The following is a 3513-nucleotide window of genomic DNA, read 5'->3' on the forward strand; positions in this document are numbered from 1 at the left end:
TGGAACGCGATGGCCATGGTGATCCAGGCCAACCGCGAGCACGCCGGGCTCGGCGGACACATCGCGAGCTTCGCCTCCAGCGCGACGCTTTACGACATCGGATTCAACCACTTTTTCCATGCCCCAGCAAGGCGCACGGGGGCCATCTCGTGTTCATCCAAGGCCACTCGGCGCCGGGGATCTACGCCCGTGCCTTCATCGAGGGACGTATCGAGGAAGATGACCTCAGGCGCTTCCGCCAGGAGGCGATCGGGCCCAGGCTGTCGTCCTATCCCACCCCTGGCTCCCCTGGCTCACACCCATCATGGCGATCTATGGCGATCTATCAGGCGCGCTTCATGCGCTACCTCGATGATCGCGGGCTCCTGGCCACGGAGGGGCGCAAGGTATGGGCCTTCGTCGGCGACGGCGAGACTGACGAGCCCGAATCCTTGGGCGCCATCAGCCTGGCGGCGCGCGAGCGGCTCGACAACCTCATCTTCGTCGTCAACTGCAACCTCCAGCGCCTGGACGGCCCGGTGCGCGCCAACGGCAAGAGCATCCAGGAGCTGGAGGTCGTGTTCCGCGGCGCGGGCTGGAACGTCATCAAGGTCATCTGGGGCGCCTACCGGGACCCGCTCATCGCCCGCGATACCAGCGGGCTTCACCGAGCTCAGGCACGAGGGTCTCGCCTGCGAGCGGTGGAACGCTTTGCACCCGGACTCGGTCCGAAGGATCGAAGGATCAGCTATGTCGAGTCGTGTCTCGCGAGCCGGGAGGGGCCGGTCGTGGCCGCGACCGACTACATGCGGAGCTACGCCCATCAGATCCGCGCCTTCGTGCCCAGGCGCTATGTGGTCCTCGGCACCGACGGTTTCGGCCGCAGTGATACGCGCGAGCGGCGGCGGTTCTTCGAGGTGGATCGCGATTACATCACCCTCGCGGCGTTGACGGTCCTGGCGGAGGAGGACACGGTGCCGCGCGGCCTCGTGTCCGAGGCCCTCGAGAAATACGGGATCGATCCTGAAAGACCCGATCCCTCCGTAAGTTTATTCTACGGTTTCTTTGTATTATTGATACGTATTGTAAAGGTGAGCGAACGGTGCTGAAGGCAGGGATCTTTCTGGATGTCGAGAATCTGAGCCGCAACGGCGGCTGGGGCATGCGTTACGACGTGTTACGCGAGTTGGTCCAGGCCCAGGGGGCCATCGTGGTGCGGGCCAACGCCTATCTGGCGGTGGACCGCGAGCGGGAACAGGAAGACGAGGACGCGCGTCAGCGCGGCGAGGAGTACCGCAACGCGATCCGCCGCATGGGTTTTCACCTGATCCCCAAGGAGGTGCTGCGCTATCGCGATTCCAAGGGTGAGCTGGTGACCAAGGCCAACGCCGATCTCGACCTTGCGGTCGAGGCGCTGCTCCAGGCAGACAACCTCGACTATGTGCTTCTGGGCACGGGCGACGGGGATTTCCTGCGCCTGGTCCGGGCCCTTCAGGGCCGCGGCAAGCGCGTGGATCTCCTGTCGTTCGCGAACACCAGCCGCCTGCTACGTCAGGAGGTCGATTACTACTTCTCCGGCTTCCTCGTGCCCGGGCTTGTGGCCGACGCCGCCAATGGCGACCGGAAGAAGCGGGGCGTCATGTACTCCGTGAACGAGGCCAAGGGCTATGGGTTTTTATCGATCCGAACCGGTTTCGGCCCAACAGACTTTCAGTCCGACATCTTTCTGCACATCCGGGACTTCACGCGCAACGAGGAGACCGTGGATAACGCCCATTTCGCGCTGCTCAAGACCCGAGAAGCGATCCTGCAATTCGAGCTCGAGCAGCAGGTCGGCGGGAAACTCAAGGCGATCAACGCGACCGAGTTCCAGTTCGCGCGCCCGAGCTGAGGCGTACGGCCCTTCGCAGAAATCTCCGGCTTCCTACGATCGTCATGCTAGCGCCGTAGTGGGCTGAGGAACGAAACCCAGCGCCACGCGCGGGCTTGCCGGGATCCGCTCCGCTCATCCCCCTACGGGATTGGTTTCTCCCATAGCTGCGTGACCAGTCAAACGTAGTAATACAAGAGCAATAAACCATGACAAAAGCCACCGTCGCGATCATCGGCACCGGCGCGGCCGGCCTCGCATGCGGCCATTTCCTGCACGACCGGTTCGACCTCACCCTCTACGAGACGAACGACTACATCGGCGGACACGCGAACTCGGTGACGGTGTCCTACGGCGGAGAGACCGTGCGCTTCGATACCGCCTTCGTGGTGTTCAACAACGCCGCCTATCCGCTCTTCATGCGCCTGCTCGAGGAGCTGAAGGTGCCCAATAGGTATTGCCCGATGAGCTTCAGCTTCCAGATCGAGCCCGATGGCCTGCAGTACATGACCCATGGCCTGACCTATTGCTTTTGCGATCTCAAAAACCTGCGGAGCTGGCGCTTCCTCAAGATGCTCTTCGAGATGGTCAAGTTCCACCGCCAGGCGCGCGAGGTGCTGACGGAACCCCGATACCGCGAGCTCAGCATCGCCGCCTACATGAAGACCAGGGGCTACGGCGACGACCTCCTACAGCGCTTCTTGATCCCGCTCATTGCCGTTACCTGGTCGCTGCCGCCGGAGGAGGTGCTGGCATATCCGGTATTGACGCTGGTGGAGTTTCTGGACCACCACGGGGCCTTGCAAGGTATCATGGGCCGCAAGCACTGGAGGACCGTGGTCAACGGCAGCCGCTCCTACGTCGATCGGATCAGCGAGCCGTTCCGGGATCGGACCCTCATGAATCGCGGCGTGACTCGTGTCAGGCGGGGAAACGGGGCGGTCGAGGTCGAAGACGATCGCGGCGAGCGCCGGCGCTTCGATCACCTGATCCTCGCCTGCCATGGCGACCAGGCGCTCGCGCTGCTCGCGGACCCGACGCCCGAGGAGCGCGAGCTACTGGGAAGATTCCGATATCACAGGAGCCAGGTGCTCGTGCATACCGATACGTCGCTCATGCCGAGGAACCGGCGGCATTGGGCGGGTTGGAACTATCACGTCGAATACGATCGCGACCGGCGCCCGCGGTCATCGACGACCTATCACATGAACACCCTGCAAAAGGTCTCCAAGACCACGGATTATTTCGTGACTTTCGGGGATACGAGCCGCGTCCATACCAGTAAAGTCCTGAAAGATCTGTCTTACGAGCACCCCATCTTCGACCTCGCCGCCATCCATGCCCAGGTGAAGCTCCACACGCTCAATCAGAACGGCCGCACGTTCTTCTGTGGATCGTATTTTAAATACGGATTCCATGAGGACGCCTTCCGTGCCGGCGTCGAGGTGTGCCGCGCCCTGACCGGGGAATCGATCTGGGCATAATCACCCGGCGATATGCCCATCGCGAACGGACCGCGGCGGCGGAAGAGCAAGTGCGCGAACCCCCATATATGGACTCCTCCGATTTGCAAGCATCTCGCTCGTTGACGGCAGAGGTCGGTAGCGCAGTTGCTCCCATATATCCGGCCTGTTGGTGAGGCCTTGGTCGCCTCTGGCCCTGAT

At 62.6% G+C, this 3513-nt stretch carries 2 protein-coding genes and 1 pseudogene; all 3 read left to right on the forward strand.

Features of this window, described 5'->3' with window-relative positions; genetic code table 11:
- The 3 genes and pseudogenes from aceE to M3461_20285 all read left to right on the forward strand — a co-directional run bounded on the left by aceE (position 1) and on the right by M3461_20285 (position 3333).
- A pseudogene (aceE, locus tag M3461_20275) lies at positions 1-644 on the forward strand (pyruvate dehydrogenase (acetyl-transferring), homodimeric type).
- A 437-nt stretch (positions 645-1081) separates the two neighbouring features.
- Positions 1082-1870, forward strand: coding sequence for an NYN domain-containing protein (locus tag M3461_20280; GenBank protein MDQ3776521.1), 789 nt, complete (start codon positions 1082-1084; stop codon positions 1868-1870).
- A 188-nt stretch (positions 1871-2058) separates the two neighbouring features.
- The gene (locus M3461_20285) at positions 2059-3333 is read left to right on the forward strand and encodes an FAD-dependent oxidoreductase (GenBank protein MDQ3776522.1); all 1275 of its coding nucleotides are present in this window, start codon (positions 2059-2061) and stop codon (positions 3331-3333) included.
- Positions 3334-3513 lie beyond the last annotated feature (180 nt).

It is taken from the genome of Pseudomonadota bacterium, from assembly GCA_030860485.1.
GTDB lineage: Bacteria > Pseudomonadota > Gammaproteobacteria > JACCXJ01 > JACCXJ01 > JACCXJ01.

Bases quoted from the DNA above. Each gene is read 5' to 3' on its own strand.
- M3461_20285 (MDQ3776522.1), top strand. From the start codon at position 2,059: ATGACAAAAGCCACCGTCGCGATCATCGGCACCGGCGCGGCCGGCCTC.